The following is a 16,973-nucleotide window of genomic DNA, read 5'->3' on the forward strand; positions in this document are numbered from 1 at the left end:
CGACGGCGGAGGGCGGCAGGGCGGCAATGCCGTCCGTCGTGGCGGGTGGGGGCGTCTTGGGCCGGGCGCTCAGGCCTGTTCGGTCGCCTTGTGTGCCAGGGCCGTCAGATCGGCGTCCGTGAGCAGCCGCTCCTCGCGGGCCATCACCTCGCGGGCCGCCCGCAGTACGGCGTCGACGCGTGCGGGGTCCAGGTCGATGCCCAGGGCGGCCAGCTTGTCGGCCAGTGTGTACGGGCCGCTGTCCGGGGTGAACGGTGTCGTGCGTTCGTTGCCGACGAGCGCGGGCTCCAGGCAGTTGTGCAGCAGTGGATCGACGGCGGTCTCCTGGGTGATCAGGTCCATGCCTCCCCAGGAGAAGGCGTTCATGCCGGTCACCGGGTGGTTCCAGGCGACGTGATACCCGGTCAGGGCCTCGCCCGCGCGGGCCAGGTCCGTCAGTCGCTGTGATCTGATCCCGGTGCGCACGCCGTACAGCGCTTCGAAGGCCATCGCGGTGGCGGCCAGGTCGGCGTTGCCGGGCCCTCCGCAGTAGCCGTTGACGGACAGTTCGACCACGTCGGCGCCGGCGCGTACGGCGGCGACGGCGCAGGCCACGGCGAGTCCGAAGGTGTTGTGCGGGTGCAGGCCGACCCGGACTCCCGGGGCGAGTTCCCTGGTCCGTGCGACCAGGTGGCCGTAAGCCTCGGGGCTCATGGCGCCGGGGCCGTCGAAGAGGGTGAGTTCGGTCGCGCCCGCCCCGGCCAGGTCGGCGACCGACTCCTCAAGGACCGCGTCCGTGAGGTACGAGACCATCAGCATCGGTACGACCGCGTCCAGGCCCCGGGAGCGGGCGTGCCGGATCAGCGGGACGGCACGGGCCAGGACGTCGGCGCGGCTGCGGGGGGTGTCCGCGCCGCGCCACTCCTCGCCCTGCCAGGACCGCTGGTAGACGGCCGGGTTGTAGATCAGGGAGGCCTCGCCGAAGCCCTGCACCCAGATCTGGACGGCGTCGTAACCGGCGTCGGCGGCGCGGTCGATGTCCTGGGTGGTGCGCGGCAGCGGGAGGACGGCCCGGCAGTCGGGGTTCTCGCCCTTGACGGTGTCGACCTCGGCGCGCAGTGCCGTGTCGTCCCGGCCGGCGATGCCCGCCGTGACCACCTCGCGGACGCCCGCGCCGACCAGCTTGCGCAGATAGGCGGCCTTGGCCTCGGCGGGAGCCACGACGCCGGGCAGGGTCTCGACCGACCGCAGGGTCGCGTCGCGCAGCACCACGGTGGCGGGCATCTCCCCGCCTGCGTCCGGGCGGCGGGTGAGGGGACTGACGGACCAGCGGCCCGGCTCGTAGGCGCCGGGTGCGCGCCTGGCGGCGATCTCGGCCCGGAAGCGGGAGATCTCCTCGTCGGTGAACACGGCCGGCTTGTCCATGGGTCCCTCCCGGTGGATGTTCCGCTGTTGCCTTCTGATTGTCCATCCAAACATTCTGTCGACACTCATGCAAGGGAAGTGCCGCCGGTCTGCGATTTTCCCTACCGGTGTTTACATTCTGTCGACACTATCTGAAACTGTCGGCACAGGAAAGCCCACCTTGAACCGAGGGAGACCCCCGTGACCGAAGATGTGCCCCCGGCCCGGCCGGGTCGGCTGGCCGGGCGGATCGCCGTCATCAGCGGCGCAGGCAGCGTTGGCCCCGGCTGGGGCAACGGACGTGCCGCCGCTGTCCTCTTCGCCCGGGAGGGTGCCGTCGTCCACCTCACCGACCGCGACAAGGAATCGCTGGAGGTGACGGCGGACCAGGTCGGTGCCGAGGGCGGCGCGGTGCACACGGACCTGCTGGACGTGACCGAACCCGACGCCGTGCGCGCGTACTTCGAGGAGACGGCGCGGCGGGCGGGCCGGATCGACATCCTGGTCAACAACGTCGGAGGCTCACGTCCCGGAGGCGCCGTCGCCCTCTCCCTGGAGGAGTGGGACGCCCAGCTCCGCACCAATCTGACCAGCGCCTTCCTGGCCTGCAAGTACGTGATCCCGATCATGCGCAACGGTGGGGGAGGCTCCATCGTCAACACCGCCTCGGCGTCCGGGCTGCGCTGGACCGGAGCGGCCCAGGTCGGCTACGCGGCGGCCAAGGCCGCCGTCATCCAGCTCTCCCGCGTGACCGCCGTCGAGTACGCGCCCGACAACATCCGGGTCAACACGGTGGTGCCGGGGCAACTGCACACACCGATGGTGGAGGCGCGGCTGGCGGGTCAGCGGGCGGGCGGTGACGTGGCGGGACTGCTCGCCCAGCGCCAGGCCCGTATCCCGCTCGGCTTCATGGGCGACGGCCGGGACACGGCGTACGCGGCGCTCTTCCTCGCCTCCGACGAGGCACGGTTCGTGACCGGTACGGAGATCGTCGTGGACGGTGGAATGACGGCCCGCTGTGACTGAGCCCGTCGTCGACCGCCCGCGGTCCGCCCCTTCACCGGGCTGCCCGCCCCCGCACCCGGCCCCGCGCAGGCCCGCCCTGGTGCTGCCGTCCGACAGCTGTGACGCGCACTGCCATGTCTTCGGCCCGGCGGAGGTCTTCCCCTACGCCCCGGAGCGCACCTTCACGCCCGTGGACGCGCCGAAGGAGCAACTGGCCTCACTCCACGCCCACTTGGGACTGACCCGGGCGGTGATCGTCCAGTCCTCCTGCAACGGCTCCGACCACCGGGTCCTGCGCGACGCCCTGGCCGCGGGCGGCGGCCGGCTGCGCGGAGTGGCACTGATCGGTGACACCACCACGCGCGCGGACATAGAGGAACTGCACCGCGCCGGTGTGCGCGGCTTCCGCCTCAACTTCCTGCCCCACCTGCGCACCCCGCCTACCCGGCAGGAGATCGACTCCGTGCTGGAACGGGTGGACGGCCTCGACTGGGTCGCCGAACTCCACCTCACCGGGCGCGAGGTGAGCGACTACGAACCGCTCATCCGCTCCCTGCCGGGCCGAGTGGCCGTCGACCACCTCGCCCGGGTGGACATCACGGAGGGGCCCGACGGTCCCGCCCTGCGCAGTCTGCGCTCGCTGCTCGACACGGGCGACGTCTGGCTCAAGGTGAGCGGCGCAGACCGGGTCTCAGGAGAGGGCCCGCCGTACATGGACGCGGTGACGCTGGCCGCCTCGCTCGTCGCGTACGCCCCCGAGCGCACCGTCTGGGGGACCGACTACCCGCACGTGAACATCCGCGGGGCCGCACCGGACGACGGCCTGCTCGTGGACCTGCTGGCGGAGATCGCCCCGGATCCCGTCGCGCTGCGCCGTCTCCTGGTCGACAACCCCGCCGAACTCTTCGACTTCCCGCGCCACGACGATCCGCCCCCACCGCATCCGGAGCACCCATGACGCACTTCGACGGCACCCTCCTCGCCAAGGGCTCCGACGGCTACGAGGCCGCGCGCCTCGGCGCGGTCTGGAACGCCCGTAAGCCCGACCGCCACCCCTCCCTGATCCTGCTGGCCGCGAGCGACCGGGACGTCCAGGAGGGAGTGCGGCTGGCCGCAGCCCGGGGCCTGAAGGTCTCCGTCCGCTCCGGCGGACACAGCTGGATCGGCACCGGAGTGCGCGACGGCGGTCTGCTGATCGACCTGTCCGCGCTCGACGAGGTCTCCGTCGACGCTCCGGCCTTGCGTGCCACCGTGCGTCCCGCCGTCCAGGGCTCCCGCCTCAACACCCTGCTCGCGGAACGCGGCCTGGTCTTCCCGACCGGTCACTGCCCGTCGGTGGGCGTGGGCGGTTTCCTGATCGGCGGTGGCTACGGCTGGAACTCGCGCGCGCTGGGGCCCGCGTGCTTCAGCGTGGAGGCCGTTGACGTGGTCCTGGCCGATGGCACCCTAGTGCACGCCACGGACGACACCCACCCGGACCTGATGTGGGCCGTACGCGGCTCGGGCCCCGGCTTTTTCGGCGTGGTCACCCGCTTCCACCTGCGGGTGTATCCGGCGTACGACCAGATCCTGCGCAGTGCCTACGTCTTCCCCCGTGAGCTGCGCGACGAGGTGCTGGCGTGGACCTACGACGCGGTGCCCGGCATCTCGACGTCGCTGGAGATGTCGGCGAAGGTCGCCCACACGCCCGGTGTCGAGGAGCAGACCACCACGGTCACGGCCGCCGCCTTCTGCGCGGACGGCGAGGGACCCGAGATGCTGGCAGCGCTGGAAAGGGCCCCCTTCCTGCGGCACGCCCTGCGCCGGGTCGAGCGGGTGCCCGCCACGCTGGACGACCTCTACGCGCTGTCCGACGCGCTCACTCCGCAGGGCAACCGCTACGCCGTCGACGGGGTGTGGACCGGGGCGCCGGTGGCGGAGGTGCTCGACGCGGGCCGTGATGTGCTGGACGGGCTGCCCAACCGGGAGAGCTTCCTGCTGTGGATGCTCTGGGGAGGCCAGGCGACGCGGGCGAACGCCTGCTGGTCCACCCAGGCGCGGCTCTACTTCTCGCCCAACGCCGTGTGGCGCGACCCGGCCGACGACCTGGCCGCCGAGACATGGGCCCACGACGCGCTGCGCAAGACGGTGTCCATCGCGCACGGCACACAGTTCGCGGACGCCAATCCCGGCGACCGGCCCGACCACGGACTGGAACCCGAGCAGGCGCGGCGCCTGGAACGGCTGAGGCACACGCACGACCCGCGGGGGCTGTTCCGCAGCTATCTGGCCCCGGAAGAGTCCAGCACGGCGCTCGCGCGGCATCGACGGCACGCTGGATGCACTTAGTGTCGACAGATTGCCGATAATGGGGTCGTGTAACCCCTTGACCCCCAAATAGTGTCGACAGTAACGTCGCGTTAACTGCACCGCAGAAGGAGACAAAGGTGGCCAGGCCGCTCGAACCGAATCCTGCCCAGCGTATGCCGGGAGCCGTCATCCGTCGTGGAGATGCCTCCTATGAATCGGCCCGCCTCGACGCGGTGTGGAACGAGCGCAAGCCCACCCGTTTCCCCGACGTCATCGTCCTGGCCGAGGAGGAACAGGACGTCGTCGCCGCGGTACGGCTCGCCCGCGCCGAAGGACTGCGGGTCTCCGTCCGCTCCGGCGGCCACAGCTGGGTCGGCAACGGAGTACGCGACGGCGGCCTGCTGATCGACCTCTCCCGGCTCCAGGACATCACCGTCGACCCGGCCGCCCGGACGGCCACCGTCCAGCCCTCCGCCAAGGGACCCGCCGTCCAGGCGGCCCTCGCCCCGCACGGTCTGTTCTTCCCGACCGGCCACGCCCCCACCGTCGGAATCGGCGGCTTCATCCTCGGCGGCGGCTACGGCTGGAACTCCCGCCACCTCGGGCCGGCCTGCCTGAGCATCCGCGCCATCGACGTGGTCCTCGCCGACGGCACCCTGGTGCACGCCACGGACGACAACCACCCCGACCTGCTGTGGGCGGCGCGGGGGAGCGGACCCGGCTTCTTCGGCATCGTCACCCGCTTCCACCTGGACACCCACCCGAGCCCCACGAACATCGTCCGCACGGTGCACAGCTACCCGCTCTCCCTGCGCGACGAGGTCCTCGCCTGGTCCTACGACCTCCTGGAGTCCCTCCCCACCACCGTGGAGTTCTCCGCCAAGGTCGGCTTCACCCCCGGCCTGGACACCCGGACCGTCTCCCTGACCGCCACCGCCTTCTGCACCCCCGAGCACGGACCGGAGGCACTGGCCCCGCTGGAGAGCGCACCGTTCCGCGACCGGGCGCTGCGGGCCGTGGTGGCCCAGGAGACCACCATCGAGGAGCTCTACGACATCGCCGACCGCCTCAACCCGCCCGGTCTGCGCTGGGCCGTGGACGGCGTCTGGGCCGACGGTGACGCCGAGGAGATCCTCACCGCCGCGGCCCCCGTTCTCGACACCGTCCCCGGCGGCACCAGCTTCGTGCTGTGGATGCTGTGGGGCCACTACCCGCCGCGCCCGGACGCCTGCTGGTCCGCACAGGCCAAGGCCTATCTCTCGCCCAACGCCGGCTGGAGCGAACCGGCCGACGACCTGCGGCACGAGAACTGGGTGCACGGCTCCCTGGCCGCCGTACAGCACCTGTCCAGGGGCCTTCAGTTCTCCGACAACAACCTCGCCGACCGCTTCGACCGCGGCCTCAGCGCCGAGAACGCCGAACGGCTGGAGAAGATCCGCGGCACCTACGACCCCGACGGGCTCTTCCGGACCTACATGACCCCGGCCGAGTCCACCACCGCCTACGCCACCGCCTCGCGCTCGTAGAGCCGCACTCCACGAGCTGTCACATCCGTGCAAAGGAGCACACCGACATGCCGAAGAGCCCGAGAAACCCATGGAGCCGACTTTCCGTCGCCTGTGTGACGCTCGCCCTCGCCGCCACGACCGTGGCCTGCGGATCGGGCGCCTCCTCCACCAGCACCAGCAGCGACGGCACGACGAAGGTGACCGTGCTGCGCTCCAGCGGCGCGCTCTTCGAACCGCTGTACATCGCCCAGCAGCAGGGCTACTTCAAGGACGCGGGACTCGACGTCACCATCAAGGTCGGCGCTCAGGACACCTCGCAGAACGCGCCGTCCGTCCTCAACGGCGAGGCACAGTTCGCCATGACGGACAGCTCCGGTTTCCTCAAGGGTGCGGCCAAGAACCTGCCCATCCGTATCGCGACCGGGCTGGTGTCCGCCACCACGAAGACCGAACCCACCGACGGTCTGCTGGTCAAGAAGAACAGCTCCATCAAGTCCTTCGCCGACCTGGAGGGCAAGACGGTCGGACTGGCCGCGCTGGGCGGCACGATCCAGTTCATCACCGAGTACCTGGTCGAGAAGGACGGCGGTGACCCCAGCAAGGTCAAGTTCGTCTCCCTGCCCACCACCTCGCTCAACGACGCGGTGAGCAGCGGCAAGACGGATGCCGTCTACTCCTTCGGCGCCTTCTACGCGGCGGGCAAGCAGGCCGGCCTGCGCTCGGTCGGGAACGGGATGAACGACCTGCCGGGCATCACCCAGGGCCTGCTCTTCTCCAGCCAGAAGTACCTCTCGGGCAACTCCGCCACGGCAGCGAAGTTCACCGGTGCCATCGCCAAGGCCCTGACCTACGCCAACGCGCACCCCGAAGCCGTACGGGCCGTCGACAAGAAGTACACCCAGCTGACCGCCGCCTACATCGACAAGGCACCGGTCACCTACTTCGACAAGGACATCAACACCACCGTCATGCGAACCGTCATCACCAAGATGCACGGCTACGGTCTGCTGAGCAGCGAGCCCAAGGACGACGCCCTTTACTGGCAGAAGGCTCCGACCGTCACCACCAGCAGCTGAGGCGGTGAACGAAACGATGGCCACACCCACCACGCAACGGCGGCCCGCCCTCGGCCGGGCGCCGTCCCCCGGCCGCGCCCGGGCCGTCGGCCAGGGGCGCACCGGACTCCTCCTGCTCCAGGTGTCCGCACTGCTGCTGGTGCTCGCCGTCTGGGCCGTCGTCGCCGCGGCCGGTTTCGTGAGCGCCACCGCCCTGCCCGGCCCGGGGGCGGTGTTCGCCCGGTTCCCCGACCTCTTCCGCGACGGCGCGTACTGGCAGGCGGTGCTCGACACCCTGCGCGGAGCGGTCACCGGCTTCGTCCTCGCCGTCGTCGTCGGGGTTCCGCTCGGCCTGGTCACCGGTACGTACGCGGCGGCCGAGCGGTCCAGCCGGCTGCTCGTCGACGTACTGCGGTCCTTCCCGGTGATCGCACTGCTCCCGGTGTTCCTGCTCGTCCTCGGCTCGACCCCGACGATGAAGAGCACCGTGGTCTTCATCGCCTGCGTCTTCCCGGTCTTCCTCCAGGCGCAGTACGGGGCCCGCTCGGTCACGCCGATGGTCGCGGAGACCGTGGAGAGCTACCGCATCCCCCGCCGGCTGCGCTTCTACCGGGTGGTCCTGCCGAGCGCCACCCCCTCGATCATGACCGGGCTGCGCCTGGCCGCCACGACCTCCGTGCTCGTCGCCATCGGGGTGGAGGTCCTCACCACCCTGCCGGGCATCGGACACGAGGTCGCCCAGGCCCAGCAGAGCGGCGCGTCGGCCACGGCCTACGCGTACATCATCACGGCGGGTGCGATCGGATACACCATCAACCTGCTGTCCCAGGCCGCCGAGCGGCGCCTGCTGCGCTGGCGCCCCCCGGCGCACACCGACTGAGACAGGGGAGAAGCATCATGTCGAACCACCCTTCGGACGCCCTGTGGAAGTCGCTCGTCAAGCAGTTGTGGCTGCCCGCCCTGGTCCTCGCGGTCCTGGTGCTGGCCACCGCCGGCAGCACCAGCTTCTACTTCCCGCCCGCGACCGACGTCCTGGCCACCCTCTGGCACGGACTCGTCCACGGCGGACTCGTCGGCGACCTGGCCTTCTCGCTGCGCAACATCGTGCTGGGCCTGGCCCTCGCGACGCTGGTCGGGATCGGCGCGGGCCTGGTCATCGGCGAGATCCCGCTGCTGCGACAGGCCACCGCGCCGCTGCTGGACTTCGCCCGCGCGGTGCCCACGGTCGCGTTCGTCCCCGTCATCATCCTCACCCTCGGTATCGGATCGGGCCCCAAGATCTTCCTGATCGCCCTCGGCTCGCTGTGGCCGATCCTGCTCAACACCATCAGCGGCGTGCACGGCGTCAACCCGGCCGTGCACGAGACCGCCCGCAGCTACCGGATCCCCTGGCGGCTGCGGCTGACCAAGGTCGTCCTGCCGGGCGCGCTGCCGCAGATCTTCGCCGGTGTCCGCGTCGCCCTGTCGATCGCCGTGGTCCTGATGGTCGTCAGCGAGATCTACGGTTCACCGGTGGGACTCGGCAACTACATCCTGCAGAGCGGTTCCAGTTTCGCGGTCCCGGAGACCTGGGCCGGCACCGTGCTGATCGGCATGCTCGGCTACGGCCTGAGCGTGCTCCTCCTGGCAGCCGAACACGTGCTGCTGGGCTGGTACCACCAGCGTCCGCCCCGTACCCGGCGGACCAAGCCCTGGAATGAGGTCACGGCATCATGCAGCGACACCTGAAAGCGAGCGGATCCAAGCTGGTCGTGGAGGGCGTCGGCAAGACGTTCGGCCACGGCGCGGATGAGCACCGGGTGATCGAGGACCTGTCGCTGACGGTAGATCCCGGAGAACTGGTCTGCGTCGTGGGCCCGTCGGGAGCCGGCAAGACCACCCTCCTGCGCTGTCTGTCGGGCCTCCTCCCGCCGACGTCCGGCACGGTCATCTACGGCGGGAAGCAGCTCACCAAACCGCACGCGGACATCGCCGTGGTCTTCCAGGACTACCGGGGCTCGCTGCTGCCGTGGATGAGGGTCCGCGACAACGTGGCCTTCCCGCTGGAGGGCATGGGCGTCAAACGGGCCGACCGCAGGAAGCGTGCCGACGAGTGCCTGACCGCGGTCGGTCTTCCGGGCGTCGGGGACAAGTACCCGTGGCAGCTCTCCGGCGGTATGCAGCAGCGCGTCGCCATCGCGCGCGGACTGGCCTACGAGGCTCCCGTGCTGCTGATGGACGAGCCCTTCGGCTCGGTGGACGCCCAGTCGCGCTTCGACCTGGAGGATCTGACGCTGTCGCTGCGCGAGCGGCTCGGCATCACGGTCGTCGTGGTCACCCATGACATCGACGAGGCGGTCTACCTCGGTGACCGTGTGGTCGTCCTCGGTGGCCGGCCGACCACGGTGGTCGAGAACCTCACCGTCGACCTCGGCGACCACCGTGACCAGCTGCGCACCCGGGCCGATGCCCGCTTCGCGGACCTGCGCACCCATGTGCTGACCCTGATCCGCGGTGGACAGCCGGGCGGTGCACGTGCTGGTACCGGTATGCCGGAACGGGGCGGTGAGGACACCTCCGCAGAGACGGGCACGGACTCCGACGCGGTGACCGGAAGCGCGGCACGCCGGTGACCCGCTTCGACCACGTGGGGATCTCGGTGCCGGACCTGGAAGCCGCCACGGCCTGGTACTGCGCGGCCCTCGACCTCACCGCCGCGCCGGGGTTCTCGATCCCCGGCACGGATCTGCGCGGAGTGATGCTGCTGCACGACAGCGGCTACCGCATCGAACTGCTGCACCGCCCGGGGGCACTCCCGGGGCTGCGGGCGGCCACCGCGCTGGAGGCGGCGGCAACCCTGGGCCTCGGGCACCTGTGCCTGTGCGTCGAGGACGTCGACGGCGCGTACGCGCGACTGGTCGCGGCGGGCGCGGGCAGCAGCATGCCCCCGCGGGCAGCACCGCGCCCGGGCGCCCGCATGGCCTTCGTGGCCGATCCGTACGGCAATCTGATCGAGTTGCTCGACCGTGACTGAGAAGGCCCCGCGCATGGGCCGGCCCATGCGCGGTGGTCAGGCGCCGATCATGTTGTAGCCGCCGTCGGCGATGAGGAAGCCACCCGTGATGTGGTGGGCGTCCTCGGTGGCCAGGAACAGGGCGGCCCCGGCGAGTTCGGCGGGCCCGGGGATCCGGCCCATGGGTGTCAGCTCCCGCAGCTTGTCGCCGCGCCCGTTCTTCCAGTCGTCGCGGCCCAGCGTGGCCTCGGTCTCGATGAAGCCCGGAGCGAAGACGTTCACCCGCACCGCCGGCGCGAACGCGTGGGCGTAGGACTTGGTGAGGCCGATGATGCCGTACTTGGCCGCCGCGTACTGGGGCGCGCGGGCGCTGCCGCGGGCCACCACGGTGGAGCCGATGTTGACGATGGCACCACCGCCGTCCTGTTCCAGCATCCGGGCGCCGAACTCGTGCGTGCACAGCAGGGTGCCCTTGATATCGACGGAGAGGACGTGGTCGATGGACTCCTCGGTGATGTCCCGCCAGGCCATCTGCTCGCGGGCCACGTCACCGACGTTGTTGACGGCGACGTCGAGGCGGCCGAAGTGGTCCCAGACCTCGTCCGCCATGCGCTTGATCTGGTCGTGCTCGGCGATGTCGGCCTGCACGACGAAGGCCTTGCGGCCCAGGGCCGTGATCCGCTCGGCGGTGGCTTCCGCGCCCGCCCGCGAGCTGCGGTAGTGGACGGCGACGTCGGCACCCTCCTGGGCCGCGCGCATCGCTATCTCGGCGCCGAACCCGGTTCCGGCACCGGTCACGAGGACGGTGCTGCCAGTGAAGCGCTGGTGGATGGTCATGAGGGCTCCGATCGTGGAGGAGGGGCGAGAAGGCCGCGAGGAGGCGCAAGGGTCATACGAGGGTCCGGCCGCCGTCGGCGTACAGCACCTGTCCGGTGACGAAGCCGGCTTCGGCGGAGGTGAGGAAGAGGGCGGGGCCGACCAGGTCCTCGGGCCTGCCGAGGCGCCCGGCGGGGACGAGTGCCTCCATGGAGGCGCGCATGCCGGGCCGGGCGAGATAGGCGCGGGTGAGGTCGGTCTCGGTGTAGCCGGGGGCGATCGCGTTGACGGTGACGCCGTGCGGTGCCCACTCCCTGGCCATCACCCGCATGAGCTGGTTGACGCCGCCCTTGGTGGCCGCGTAGGGCGCGTGGTCCTTGTGCGCGAGCAGGCCCGACACGGACGAGAGGTAGACCATGCGGCCGTAGCCGGCCGCGACCATGCGGGCGCCGGCCGCCCGCCCGAGCCAGAAGCCGCTGCTGAGGTTGATGGCGACGATCCGTTCCCACACCTCGTCGGGCGTCTCCAGCACGGGCCTGCGGTCGTTGGCGCCGACCGCGTGCACGAAGACGTCCAGGCCGCCCAGGTGCTCGGCGGCCCGGTCGACCGCGGCACGGCAGGCGTCGGCCGAGGTCAGGTCGGCCGGAACGCCGAAGACCTCGCCGAATCCCTCGGCGGTGCGGGTGCGGGAGAGCTTGGCCAGGGCGTTCGGGTCGATGTCCAGTACGGCCACGTCGGCGCCGGCGTCCGCCAGGGCCTCGGCGACGGCTGCCCCGATGCCTCCCGCCCCCGCGACGACCGCGCGCGTTCCGGTGTGGTTCCACGTCGTCTTCATGTCGGGACGGTAAGCCACCTGACAGCAATGTGTCCACAGTTGGTGGCCCTATTGACGTGAATCGCGATCAGATGCAGGCTTAGTGTCGACAGTTATTGGGAGGTCTGATGAAGCTGGTGACGTTCGACGAGGGGCTCGTGGGGCGCCTCGACGGGGACACCGTGGTGGAACTCGATGTTCCGACCACGCGCGGGTTCTTCGAACGAGGGGGCAGGGCCGAGGAGACGGGACGGACGTTCGCGCTCGCCGACGTCCGGCTGCGGGCGCCGATCGTGCCGAAGAAGTTCTTCCACACGGCGGGCAACTTCCGTGAACACCACGAGGACCTGGTCCGGGTGGACTGGTCCCATCCCGTCAACAAGGGCATCGTGTTCTTCCAGAACACCGACGCGATCATCGGCCCCGACGACGAGATCGTGTACCCCGCCAATCTGACCCGGGAGCTCGACTACGAACTGGAACTCGCCGTGATCATCGGCAAGCCGGGCAAGTTCTTCTCGGCCGAGCAGGCCGCCGAGCACATCGCGGGCTATCTCATCTTCAACGACATCACCGCGCGAGACATCCAGCGCCGCGAGATGGAGTCGGGGGTCTTCTCCTTCTCCAAGGCCATCGACACGTTCTGCCCGATCGGCCCGTACATCGTCACCGCCGACGAGATCGGCGACCCGCACGACCTGGACATGGAACTGCGCGTCAACGGCGACGTACGCCAGAAGTCGAACACCTCCCGCATGTCGGTGTCGATCCCGCAGCTGGTCGCCTATCACTCCCCGCAGACCTACAGCGCGGGCGACATCGTCACCACGGGGACGATCGCGGGCGTGGCGGCCAGTACCCAGGACCCGTTCGCCAACTACCTCAAGCCGGGTGACGTGGTCGAGGCCGAGATCGAGGGCCTGGGCATCCTGCGCAACCGGGTGGTGTCCTGGCAGGACGCCTACGGCACACCCGAGCCGCCCGCCGAGCAGTGGGTGTGAGTCGATGCGCATCGCCCAGATCGCGGGCCGCACGGTTCTGTTGACCCCCGACGGCGCCGTGGACGTGGCCGCCGCCTCCGGAGACAGGCGGCTGTCCGCCGACCCGGCCGACCTCTTCGACCAGTGGGACGACCTGCTGGACTGGTCGGCGGACGTCGACCCGGCCCGCGTCGTGCCGTACAAGGAGTCCGACCTGCTCGCGCCGCTGCCCGAGCCGCGTCAGGTCTTCGCCGTCGCGCTCAACTACCGCCCCCACACGGCTGAGGCGGGCTACCAGGAACCGGCCGAGCCCCTGGTGTTCACCAAGTTCCCCAGCTGTGTCACGGGTCCCTCCGGCACCGTCGAACTGCCGCCCGGTCACGTCGACTGGGAACTTGAGGCCGTCGCGGTCATCGGCCGTCACGCGTACCGTGTCCCGGAGGAGAACGGCTGGGATCCCGTCGTCGCTCTCACCGTGGGCCAGGACCTCTCCGAACGGATCGTCCAACTCGCCGGACGCCCCGCGCAGTTCTCCCTCGGCAAGTCCTTCCCGGGATTCGGCCCGGTCGGCCCGGCCCTGGTCAGCCTCGACGAACTGCCCGACCGGGACGACCTGGAGCTGACCTGCGAGCTGAACGGCGAGACCGTCCAGCACGACCGCACCTCGAACATGATCTTCCCCGTGCCGACCCTGGTCTCCTACCTCAGCGCGATCTGCCCGCTGCGGCCGGGCGACCTGATCTTCACCGGAACCCCGGCGGGCGTCGGAAACCGGCGCACCCCCCAACGATTCCTAGGTCCGGATGACATCCTCGTGAGCCGGGTCGGGGGACTGGGCGAGATGCGGCACAGCTTCAGGAGCGCACCATGAGCGAGACGACCCTCTTCACCGACGTCCAGGTCTTCGACGGCACGGGACGCGATCCCTTCGCCGGCGAGGTCCTCGTCGAGGGCGACCGCATCACGGCCGTCAACGGCAGGATCCCCGCCGACAAGCTGGCCGCCGCCCGTATCGTCGACGGGGGCGGCGGCACCCTGATCCCCGGCCTGGTCGACTCCCACACCCACCTCGGTTTCGGCTCCACCGTCGAGCACCGCTCACCACGCCGGGACGAACCGGACGAGGAGAAGGCACTCCTGGTCGCACACGCCGGGCGTGTCCTGCTGGACCACGGCATCACCAGCGCCTACTCCGGCGGCAACCGGCTGCCCCGCACCGAGATCGCGGCCCGCAAGGCGTTCGCCGAGGGCTGGATGCCGGGACCGCGGTTCAAGGCCGCCTCCTGGGAGGGCAGCGCGGGCATGGTCGAACCCGGTGTCTACGACTTCCCCGGGATCGACGGCAGGGCCTCCGACCCCGAGTCGGTGAGCCGCTTCGTCGGCGAGATGGCGGACCTCGGCGTCGACATCGTCAAGCTGTCGCTGTCCGGGGAGAGCGCGGTGGTGCAGGGCACCTCACGGATCGTCCAGTTCACCGACGACGAGGTCGCCGCTGCCTCCGCAGTGGCCCGGGCCCGTGGAGTCGCGCTCACCGCCCACGCCCACGCGGCCGAGTCCATCAAGATGGCCGTCCGGCACGGCATCCGCGCCGTCTACCACTGCACGTTCGCCGACGAGGAGTGCCTCGACCTGCTGGAGGCCGCCCGCGACCGGCTGTTCGTCGCACCCACACCCGGCATCATCTACGCCAACCTGCACGAGGCCGGCAGCGAACCCGAGCCGGGTATGGAGGTCGAGGCCACCGAGAAGGCGGTCCGCCAGGTCGTGCCCGAACTCGTACGCCGCGGTATCCGCGTGGTGCCCGGCGGCGACTACGGCTTCCCCTGGAACCCGGTCGGCCGCAACGCCCGGGACCTGGAGCTGTTCGTCGACTGGTTCGGCTTCACCCCGGCCGAGGCACTCAGCGCCGCCACCCGGGACGGCGGCTGGGTCATGGGCCTGGAGGGCGAACTCGGCCTGATCCGGGAGGGATGCCTCGCGGACCTCGTCCTGGTGGACGGCGACCCCCTCGACGACATCCGCGTCCTCCAGGACCGTGACCGCCTTGCCGCGATCATGAAGGACGGCGTGCTGCACAAGGCCCCGGCGTGACTGCCCCAGGGGCACGCGTCACCGGCGGACGGCTGCTGGGGGAGTGGGACCGCTCGGTCGCGGTCTTCCGCGGGGTCCCCTTCGCCGCGCCGCCGGTCGGAGCCCTGCGCTGGCGGCCCCCGCAGGCCGCCGAGAGCTGGGACGGCGAGCGGCGCGCGGTCGAGTTCGGCCCTGCGCCGCTGCAACCCCAGCCGCCCCGGGGCTCGGTGATGTACCGCACCAACTTCGAGGACCGCCGTCCTCTCGTGATGAGCGAGGACTGTCTTTACCTCAACGTGTGGACCCCCGAGCCGTCGCCGGGCGCCGGATTGCCCGTCATGGTGTGGATCCACGGCGGAGGCAACCGTTACGGTCACGGCTCCCAGGACATCCACGACGGTGCCTCCCTGGCCGCCCGTGGCCTGGTCGTCGTCACCCTCAACCACCGCCTCGGCGCCCTCGGCTTCCTCGCTCATCCCGGCCTGGCCGCCGAGGACGACCTAGGCGCCTGCGGCAACTACGGTCTGCTCGACCTCGTCGCCGCCCTGACCTGGGTACGCGAGAACATCGCGGCCTTCGGCGGCGACCCCGACCGGGTCACCCTGGCCGGCAACTCCGCGGGAGCCGCCCACATCTGTCATCTGATGGCCGCGCCTGCCGCTCGGCCACTGTTCCGCGCGGCGCTCGGCCAGAGCGCCTCGGGAGTGGGGCGCGCCGAGGGACCGCTGCCGGGTCAGGAGGAGGCCCGCGAACAGGGAGTGTCGTACGCCGACGGATTCGCCGCCCACGACATCGAGACGCTCCGCGGCGTCTCCGGCGTCGAACTGATCGTCCGCGGGCACTTCGGTCCCGTCGTCGACGGCCGGATCCTGACCGAACCCACCGACGACGTGTTCGGCGCCGGACGCCAGCACCCCGTGCCGCTCCTGGTGGGCACCAACCTCGACGAGGGCACGGTCTACGCCAAGGCCGGACAGGACCCCAAAGCCGTGGGCGACGCCCGGTTCGTGCGCCCCGTGTGGCACTGGGCGCACATCCATCGCACCACGGCCGGCGCCCCCACCTGGATGTACCGGTTCACCCGCAGACCCGCCCTGCCGCCCGGCCTGCCGGACACCGGGGTCTACCACACCGCCGAACTCCCCTACGTCCTGGACAACCTGGACCGCCGCCCCGACTGGCCCTGGCGGTCGGCGGACCGTGCGCTGGCGGCGGCGATGGCGGATGCCTGGGCGCGCTTCGTGCAGTCGGCCGATCCGAACGGGACGGGCCCGGAGCGGTGGCCGCGGTTCACCGGTCCCGACGACACCCCCGCCATGATCTTCGGCGACACCGTGGGCCGGGGTGTCCTGCACCGGCCCGCCGCTCCGGAGTAGCCGGGCCGCCCGAACACCCAAGCGCACAGCCGAGGCCGCCGCCCACGGCGGCCCGTGCGGCACGCCGAGAAAGGACGACCGTGGCACGACTCCCGGGCACCGACGCAACCGGTCCCGTCGCGGAACGCATCCGTGAACGACGGGGCGGCACCCTGAGGCCCCTGGACCGGATGCTCCTGTACAGCCCGAGCGTCGCCGACGGCTGGAACAGCCTGCTGGGCGCGATCCGCCGGCACATGGACCTGCCCGCCGACATCCGCGAACTGGTGATCCTGCGCATCGCCGTACTGAACCGGGCTCCCTACGAATGGTCCGCCCACGAGCCGGAGGCCCGCGCCGCGGGACTCGACGACCACCACCTCGCGGCCCTCCGGCGCGAGGACGTGCTCACGCACCCGGCCCTGGACGCACGACAGCGCAGGGTGCTCGCGTACACCGACGCGATGACCCGGCACGTCCAGGTGCCCGACGAGGTGTTCGACGCGCTGCGTGACGACTTCACCGACGCCGAACTGGTCGAACTGACCGCGACCGTCGCTGCGTACGGCATGGTGTCCCGCTTTCTCGTCGCGCTGGACGTGGAACTTCCCGCGACACCGGCCCGCTGATCCGCCCCGTACCGCGACCGGCGCGTCGACGACGACCAATTCCCACCCCGTACCCAGGAGGAGACCATGACCCATTC

16 protein-coding genes and 1 pseudogene are annotated in these 16,973 nt (G+C 70.9%); 14 read left to right on the forward strand and 3 right to left on the reverse strand.

Translation table 11 applies throughout. The annotated features are described in order from the left end of the window. Positions 1-69: 69 nt before the first annotated feature. Positions 70-1,404, reverse strand: coding sequence for a hypothetical protein (locus AC31A1_RS28665; protein WP_489656096.1), 1,335 nt, complete (start codon positions 1,402-1,404; stop codon positions 70-72). Positions 1,405-1,584: 180 nt separating this feature from the next. On the opposite strand from AC31A1_RS28665, the gene AC31A1_RS28670 reads away from it, so the two are divergent. The 9 genes and pseudogenes from AC31A1_RS28670 (at position 1,585) to AC31A1_RS28710 (ending at position 10,253) form a co-directional block, all read left to right on the forward strand. Beyond that, entirely contained in the window at positions 1,585-2,409 is an 825-nt protein-coding gene (locus AC31A1_RS28670) for an SDR family NAD(P)-dependent oxidoreductase (protein ID WP_489656097.1), read from the forward strand. Further along, positions 2,402-3,346, forward strand: coding sequence for an amidohydrolase family protein (locus AC31A1_RS28675; protein ID WP_489656098.1), 945 nt, complete (start codon positions 2,402-2,404; stop codon positions 3,344-3,346). The genes AC31A1_RS28670 and AC31A1_RS28675 overlap by 8 nt, the downstream gene beginning before the upstream one ends. Next, positions 3,343-4,716: an FAD-binding oxidoreductase gene (locus AC31A1_RS28680; RefSeq protein ID WP_489656099.1), complete on the forward strand. Its 1,374-nt coding sequence runs from the start codon at positions 3,343-3,345 to the stop codon at positions 4,714-4,716. The genes AC31A1_RS28675 and AC31A1_RS28680 overlap by 4 nt, the downstream gene beginning before the upstream one ends. Positions 4,717-4,814: 98 nt before the next feature. Continuing rightward, complete coding sequence (locus tag AC31A1_RS28685; RefSeq protein ID WP_489656100.1) at positions 4,815-6,203, forward strand: FAD-binding oxidoreductase; 1,389 nt, start codon at positions 4,815-4,817, stop codon at positions 6,201-6,203. Positions 6,204-6,250: 47 nt separating this feature from the next. Next, positions 6,251-7,261, forward strand: coding sequence for an ABC transporter substrate-binding protein (locus tag AC31A1_RS28690; RefSeq protein WP_489656101.1), 1,011 nt, complete (start codon positions 6,251-6,253; stop codon positions 7,259-7,261). Positions 7,262-7,277: 16 nt separating this feature from the next. After that, the gene (locus AC31A1_RS28695) at positions 7,278-8,120 is read left to right on the forward strand and encodes an ABC transporter permease (protein ID WP_489656102.1); all 843 of its coding nucleotides are present in this window, start codon (positions 7,278-7,280) and stop codon (positions 8,118-8,120) included. 17 nt (positions 8,121-8,137) lie between these two features. Beyond that, entirely contained in the window at positions 8,138-8,968 is an 831-nt protein-coding gene (locus tag AC31A1_RS28700) for an ABC transporter permease (protein WP_489656103.1), read from the forward strand. 86 nt (positions 8,969-9,054) lie between these two features. Further along, positions 9,055-9,852 (forward strand): annotated as a pseudogene (locus AC31A1_RS28705) (ABC transporter ATP-binding protein); the annotation flags it as partial. After that, positions 9,849-10,253, forward strand: a complete 405-nt coding sequence (locus tag AC31A1_RS28710) for a VOC family protein (RefSeq protein ID WP_489656104.1) — start codon at positions 9,849-9,851, stop codon at positions 10,251-10,253. The pseudogene AC31A1_RS28705 and the gene AC31A1_RS28710, both read left to right, overlap by 4 nt. A 36-nt stretch (positions 10,254-10,289) precedes the next feature. Here the strand turns inward: AC31A1_RS28710 and AC31A1_RS28715 are convergent, their stop codons facing one another. Next, positions 10,290-11,069 (reverse strand): SDR family NAD(P)-dependent oxidoreductase, encoded by a 780-nt coding sequence (locus AC31A1_RS28715; protein ID WP_489656105.1) that lies wholly within the window; start codon positions 11,067-11,069, stop codon positions 10,290-10,292. Positions 11,070-11,121: 52 nt separating this feature from the next. Next, on the reverse strand, positions 11,122-11,883 hold the full coding sequence (locus AC31A1_RS28720) for an SDR family NAD(P)-dependent oxidoreductase (RefSeq protein WP_489656106.1): 762 nt from the start codon (positions 11,881-11,883) through the stop codon (positions 11,122-11,124). A gap of 107 nt (positions 11,884-11,990) precedes the next feature. Between AC31A1_RS28720 and AC31A1_RS28725 the strand changes: the two genes are divergently transcribed. The 5 genes from AC31A1_RS28725 to AC31A1_RS28745 all read left to right on the forward strand — a co-directional run bounded on the left by AC31A1_RS28725 (position 11,991) and on the right by AC31A1_RS28745 (position 16,896). Continuing rightward, a complete protein-coding gene (locus AC31A1_RS28725; protein ID WP_489656107.1) occupies positions 11,991-12,863 on the forward strand; it encodes a fumarylacetoacetate hydrolase family protein in 873 nt (290 codons plus the stop codon). A 4-nt stretch (positions 12,864-12,867) separates the two neighbouring features. Beyond that, complete coding sequence (locus tag AC31A1_RS28730; protein ID WP_489656108.1) at positions 12,868-13,713, forward strand: fumarylacetoacetate hydrolase family protein; 846 nt, start codon at positions 12,868-12,870, stop codon at positions 13,711-13,713. Then, a complete protein-coding gene (locus AC31A1_RS28735; protein ID WP_489656109.1) occupies positions 13,710-14,933 on the forward strand; it encodes an amidohydrolase family protein in 1,224 nt (407 codons plus the stop codon). Before AC31A1_RS28730 ends, AC31A1_RS28735 begins: the two co-directional genes overlap by 4 nt. Further along, positions 14,930-16,288, forward strand: coding sequence for a carboxylesterase/lipase family protein (locus AC31A1_RS28740; protein ID WP_489656110.1), 1,359 nt, complete (start codon positions 14,930-14,932; stop codon positions 16,286-16,288). The genes AC31A1_RS28735 and AC31A1_RS28740 overlap by 4 nt, the downstream gene beginning before the upstream one ends. A gap of 80 nt (positions 16,289-16,368) precedes the next feature. Beyond that, on the forward strand, positions 16,369-16,896 hold the full coding sequence (locus AC31A1_RS28745; RefSeq protein WP_489656111.1) for a carboxymuconolactone decarboxylase family protein: 528 nt from the start codon (positions 16,369-16,371) through the stop codon (positions 16,894-16,896). The last annotated feature ends 77 nt before the right edge of the window (positions 16,897-16,973 follow it).

The sequence above is a fragment of the Streptomyces sp. P5F9 genome (genome assembly GCF_057961495.1).

What these genes read in the sequence shown, in the direction of transcription:
- AC31A1_RS28665 (WP_489656096.1), bottom strand. Translation starts at nt 1,404, where the DNA reads ATGGACAAGCCGGCCGTGTTCACCGACGAGGAGATCTCCCGCTTCCGG.
- AC31A1_RS28680 (WP_489656099.1), top strand. Translation starts at nt 3,343, where the DNA reads ATGACGCACTTCGACGGCACCCTCCTCGCCAAGGGCTCCGACGGCTAC.
- AC31A1_RS28690 (WP_489656101.1), top strand. Translation starts at nt 6,251, where the DNA reads ATGCCGAAGAGCCCGAGAAACCCATGGAGCCGACTTTCCGTCGCCTGT.
- AC31A1_RS28695 (WP_489656102.1), top strand. Translation starts at nt 7,278, where the DNA reads ATGGCCACACCCACCACGCAACGGCGGCCCGCCCTCGGCCGGGCGCCG.
- AC31A1_RS28700 (WP_489656103.1), top strand. Translation starts at nt 8,138, where the DNA reads ATGTCGAACCACCCTTCGGACGCCCTGTGGAAGTCGCTCGTCAAGCAG.
- AC31A1_RS28715 (WP_489656105.1), bottom strand. Translation starts at nt 11,069, where the DNA reads ATGACCATCCACCAGCGCTTCACTGGCAGCACCGTCCTCGTGACCGGT.
- AC31A1_RS28720 (WP_489656106.1), bottom strand. Translation starts at nt 11,883, where the DNA reads ATGAAGACGACGTGGAACCACACCGGAACGCGCGCGGTCGTCGCGGGG.
- AC31A1_RS28725 (WP_489656107.1), top strand. Translation starts at nt 11,991, where the DNA reads ATGAAGCTGGTGACGTTCGACGAGGGGCTCGTGGGGCGCCTCGACGGG.
- AC31A1_RS28730 (WP_489656108.1), top strand. Translation starts at nt 12,868, where the DNA reads ATGCGCATCGCCCAGATCGCGGGCCGCACGGTTCTGTTGACCCCCGAC.
- AC31A1_RS28735 (WP_489656109.1), top strand. Translation starts at nt 13,710, where the DNA reads ATGAGCGAGACGACCCTCTTCACCGACGTCCAGGTCTTCGACGGCACG.